Origin of the sequence: Neobacillus drentensis (assembly GCF_036966985.1) — a bacterium.
GTDB classification, from domain to species: Bacteria; Bacillota; Bacilli; order Bacillales; family Cytobacillaceae; genus Neobacillus; species Neobacillus drentensis_E.
Genome location: NZ_JBALSN010000044.1, coordinates 6303 through 10556, shown reverse-complemented (window position 1 = coordinate 10556; position 4254 = coordinate 6303). Strand labels below are relative to the sequence as shown.

Sequence of the window (4254 nt, the reverse complement as noted above, 5' to 3'; positions counted from 1 at the left end):
CTTTCCCTATTTTTAAATTCATTGGACGCTCTTTAAAAGAACTGATAGGATAAAATTTCAGTTTCTTCCATAAATATGAAACATTAATGATTGAAACTCGTAATTAAAGTGAGGAGAGAAAAGGAGTGGGAGCATGGACAGATATTCGATTTCAGAATTTATTAAACAATCGGAGCAGGTTGATAAGGGGCAGGGATTTTTTGAATTAGAGACCCCTCGGATACTGGAGGTAAACTTAGACGGGCAAGTATGGGCAAAAGCGGGATCGATGGTTTCTTACCAAGGGGAAATTAAATTTGTTCGTGAAGGAATGTTAGAACACGGCATAGGAACCGCGTTCAAAAAGGCACTTACCGGAGAAGGTGCTTCATTAATGAAGGCCAATGGAAAGGGGAAATTATATCTAGCCGATAGTGGTAAGAAAATTATTATTCTAAATTTACAAAACGAAGCTATTTACATTAACGGGAATGATTTACTTGCCTTTGAACCAAGTATTAAATGGGAAATAAAACTAATGAAGAAAATTGCCGGGATGATGGCAGGAGGCTTGTTTAATGTTCGATGTGAAGGAAGCGGATTGATCGCTTTTACTGCTCATTACGAACCACTCACCTTAAGAGTATCGCCTGGAAATCCTGTGATTACCGATCCAAACGCAACTGTAGCTTGGTCTGGCAATCTTCAGCCTAAATTTCAAACTGATATCAGTTTGAAAACATTCTTTGGCAGAGGAAGCGGCGAGTCTATTCAAATGAAGTTCGAAGGAGAAGGCTTTGTCGTAATCCAGCCCTACGAAGAGGTTTATATGAAAGCTAATCAAAGTTAATAAGCTTGAATAAACATAGTAAAAATTAAAAAGTGCCTGACACCATACAGCATTGAGGGTGTCAGGCACTTCTTGGTTGTTCCCACTAAATATGTAACTAATTTAATTGCTTTTATATTTCTTATTTCCAACCATAAATGGGCATGGTAGAATCATATAGTTGTTAAATTCTATCAACTACTGGTGGTGACATGTGAAAGAATCTGTATTAATTCAAGAAAACAAAAGACTCAAGCTGAAATTTGCTTTTCTAAAAAAAGACATTGTTTTTACAGTTTCTCTTGTATTAGCAGCGACAAGCTGTTTAATTTATCCTCCAAAACTGCAGTATATCAACTTTCAAGTGTTAGTTATTTTATTTAGCCTGATGCTAACCATTAAGGCGTTGGAAGAACTAAGATTCCTAGACAAATTCGCGATTGCAATCATTAATAAATGTAATAACAGCCGCACTGTTTCAGCAATTCTGATTTTGTTATGTTTTTTTAGCTCAATGTTTGTCACGAACGATGTGGCGCTGCTTACATTTGTACCATTGACACTTGTGGTCAGTAGGAAAACCCAAATGCCCATGATGGAGACGATTATTTTTCAAACCATTGCAGCCAACATTGGTAGTAGTTTAACTCCAATGGGAAATCCGCAAAATTTGTTCATCTATTCGCATTATGGAATCCGGCCATTTCCCTTTTTTTCGACGGTCCTTTTCATGGCTGTTCTTGGAATTAGTTCTCTTTATTTCCTTATAACAAGAATGCAAAATAGAGAATTGAAAGTAGTTCTAAATCCAGTGCCATTAGACGATTGGAAAAAACCAGTTGTCTGGGGATTGGTCCTAGCAATTATCATTGCTTCAATTTTTGGAGTGGTCAGTTACCAGGTCGCCTTCGTGGTTACATTGATGACCGTGATTATATTAAATGTAAAATTATTGATAAAGATTGATTATCTACTTCTGTTAACGTTTATCTGCTTTTTTATCTTTATTGGAAATGTATCAAATTCGAATACATTACAAGCATTTGCCAATAAAAGCTTGAATGACACTACATCCGTCTATTTTAGTTCAATTTTTTTAAGCCAATTTATCAGTAATGTTCCTGCCTCTATTCTATTGGCGGAATTCACAACTGATTGGAAACCTTTATTATTAGGAGTGAATATTGGAGGTCTCGGGACTATTGTTGCCTCATTGGCAAGTGTAATTTCTTACAAACTATTTATTCAGACAAATCCAACCGAAAGTAAAAAGTATTTAATCAAATTCAGCTTCTATAATTTTTCCATTTTAGCGTTTTTAACTTTGATTCAGTACTTTATCCTAAAAATATTTTAATAAATTTTAGCAAGAATCAAAAAACAGGCACCAACCAGAAAATTAGATGGTGTCTGCTTTTCCTAAAAAAGTGTTTCAAGCGTTAAGAACCCGAACTAGCACTAATTTTCTTTTGACCGGTCAAAGAAAATGATCTTACCTTGTTTATGTGGAAAAAGATTTAACTCCTTGACCTTATCTGCATGCTTTGTCATGATTTCTTTAAAAAGTTCGTCCGCAGACTTATTTTTTGTTTCTATCCCCAATTTCTCTGCCGCTTGGAAAATTCGTTTTTCTCGTACAGCGTGGGCTACTTCACGAAGGTCCTTATTATCAGTGGAAATGCCTAGCTCTTTAGCCTCTTTTTTAATCTGAGTTTCACGGATTTCATGGACTAAATCCCTTAAATCTTTTCCTTCAGTCGAAATTCCCAACTCTTTCGCTTCTGTTTTGATTTCAGTATCTCGGACTTCTTTCGCTAGTGAATCTAGGTCCTTTCCTTTTGTGTCAATCCCAAGCTCCTCTGCCCTCTTTTTAATCATCGCTTCTCTAACTTCTTTGACAATGGTCTCTGTATCTTTGCCTTCTGTTTTAATTCCCAGCGAATCTGCCTGCTTTTTAATAAACTCGGGATTGTGTCTAAAATGACCTCGACCATGTGCCTCATTTTCCTTTACTTGTTCTTTTTCCTGGATTGCCGCAAAAACCTGTACTGAGCCTAGAAATCCAAACAAGAAAGCCATGGCACAAATACAAGTCATCTTCATCTTTCTCATCATGTAACTTCCTCCTAGAAAATAGTTTGGGTATTACAGATGATAGGATGTCCTTGAGATATTACCAATTTATGAACAGTGTGTTAAATTTTGTATTTTATTTTTCCTTGAAAAATGGAAGAACTCAATGTTTAAGATGAGTAGTGGATTTTTTCGAATTGGAGATTTTATTTTGAAGTTGATTTTTCCTGATTTTGCATAAAGATTATTCTTTCTATTTGCAGCATAACGGAAACTACGTGGAAAAATGCCTCTTTCATTGATGAAGTTTTTAAATGTTTTTCATAATGATGGTGTATGCAGCTGGCCATTGCTTCTCTTGCCTCATAATCGAAATGATAAAAATCAATAATCGGGAAAAATAGGCCTCCGCCTAACGGAATTAGTGTCCCCATGGCGATTTCCCCTTGTTTTGGAGGAATAGCGATTGGATCATACACAATAACATCCAGAGATTCATGGGTTAGAATATCAATAGCAACAAAGGTACCGATCATTATATTTATGGCCAATAAAATAGATTTTTGGAACTACATTACTACACTCCCTTAGCCAAGATTTAATAAAAGGTTTGTTCCTAAGTGTATAGTGATTATCGGAAATATAATCATCAAAACAACTATTTACTGGATTTGGGCCGGAATCATACAATAGTCGCCACCAAAACAAATTATCGAGTAATCCTTGCTGTTTCTCCGCCTTCGGGTTATGTTCCTCCACAAATTCCTTAAGTAACGACAGATTTTCATTATCATAATAAAGGTCAAAAGCATAAATCATAAAATCTCTAAATACCTCACTTACCATTACCTGCCTTAAATCCTCAGACACAGGATAATCAAGCCGAAACTTTTTGGTTTTGTTCACAGTCTGTTCTAACTCTACTATGTTTTCAATGCTTTCTAGCCTTCCCATTATAACATCAATCCTTTCATTATCCCGATGAGTTGGTATAATTCTCTTATTTATTGGTAGTAATTCAAATCAACATATGTTCCAGTTTTATCACTTCTACTTATTGGATTGTTCAAGTTTATTCACTTTTCGCTTCACGCTTGCAACTTCATTAAAAAGCAATTCAATATCTGCATTTACATCTGATTGAAAGGTCCTCAAATCTTTACGAACATAAGTGACATTTTCTGTTATTAATGTAGTAGAATGTTTAATGATATCTATTATTTCTGCTTGACCCTTCTCTAAATTATCCATACGAGAAGTCAATTCTCTTTGGCCATTTGTTAATTCTGCATGACCCTTTATTAGTGCTTCTTGACCACCTTCCAGACTTTCCATCCGAGTTGTCACTTCTTTTTGACCCTTTATTAATTCTT

6 protein-coding genes are annotated in these 4254 nt (G+C 35.4%); 2 read left to right on the top strand and 4 right to left on the bottom strand.

Annotated features, from left to right (window positions below; genetic code table 11):
• The first annotated feature begins 133 nt into the window (after window positions 1-133).
• Window positions 134-829 carry an AIM24 family protein gene (locus V7659_RS03260; protein ID WP_335538061.1) on the top strand — a complete coding sequence of 232 codons (696 nt, stop codon included), beginning with the start codon at window positions 134-136 and terminating at the stop codon, window positions 827-829.
• Between the two features lie 193 nt (window positions 830-1022).
• Window positions 1023-2165 (top strand): SLC13 family permease, encoded by a 1143-nt coding sequence (locus V7659_RS03255; RefSeq protein ID WP_335538059.1) that lies wholly within the window; start codon window positions 1023-1025, stop codon window positions 2163-2165.
• Window positions 2166-2266: 101 nt separating this feature from the next.
• Here the strand turns inward: V7659_RS03255 and V7659_RS03250 are convergent, their stop codons facing one another.
• The 4 genes from V7659_RS03250 to V7659_RS03235 all read right to left on the bottom strand — a co-directional run.
• A complete protein-coding gene (locus V7659_RS03250) occupies window positions 2267-2923 on the bottom strand; it encodes a hypothetical protein (protein WP_335538058.1) in 657 nt (218 codons plus the stop codon).
• A gap of 164 nt (window positions 2924-3087) precedes the next feature.
• A complete protein-coding gene (locus V7659_RS03245) occupies window positions 3088-3315 on the bottom strand; it encodes a hypothetical protein (protein WP_335538056.1) in 228 nt (75 codons plus the stop codon).
• A gap of 76 nt (window positions 3316-3391) precedes the next feature.
• The gene (locus V7659_RS03240) at window positions 3392-3835 is read right to left on the bottom strand and encodes a hypothetical protein (protein ID WP_335538054.1); all 444 of its coding nucleotides are present in this window, start codon (window positions 3833-3835) and stop codon (window positions 3392-3394) included.
• Window positions 3836-3931: 96 nt separating this feature from the next.
• Window positions 3932-4254, bottom strand: a 323-nt coding sequence (locus tag V7659_RS03235; protein ID WP_335538053.1) for a hypothetical protein, incomplete at its 5' end; no start/stop codon positions are given.

Coding starts and splice junctions, on each gene's coding strand:
- V7659_RS03240 (WP_335538054.1), bottom strand. CDS start 3,835: ATGGGAAGGCTAGAAAGCATTGAAAACATAGTAGAGTTAGAACAGACT.
- V7659_RS03245 (WP_335538056.1), bottom strand. CDS start 3,315: ATGGGGACACTAATTCCGTTAGGCGGAGGCCTATTTTTCCCGATTATT.
- V7659_RS03250 (WP_335538058.1), bottom strand. CDS start 2,923: ATGATGAGAAAGATGAAGATGACTTGTATTTGTGCCATGGCTTTCTTG.
- V7659_RS03260 (WP_335538061.1), top strand. CDS start 134: ATGGACAGATATTCGATTTCAGAATTTATTAAACAATCGGAGCAGGTT.